We start from the raw sequence: 223 nt of genomic DNA on the forward strand, positions 1-223 counted from the left end.
CCCCCCCGCCCCCCCCCGGGGGCGGGGGCGGTGCCCGGGCTTATCCCAGGGGCAAACCCTGCCCGGGCACGATGAACTTCTGGTGCGAACCGGTCGGCTCTCGCTGATTGTCTCCCAACAAGGATCAAAACCGTTTTCCGAGGAGGTGGACGATTGACCACAGACCGGTCAATAATACCCGAAACCGACTTCCATCTACAGAATTGGACGGTATCCTCACGAG

Origin of the sequence: Methanoculleus sp. UBA413, assembly GCF_002502935.1 — an archaeon.
In the GTDB taxonomy this organism is placed as follows: domain Archaea; phylum Halobacteriota; class Methanomicrobia; order Methanomicrobiales; family Methanoculleaceae; genus Methanoculleus; species Methanoculleus bourgensis.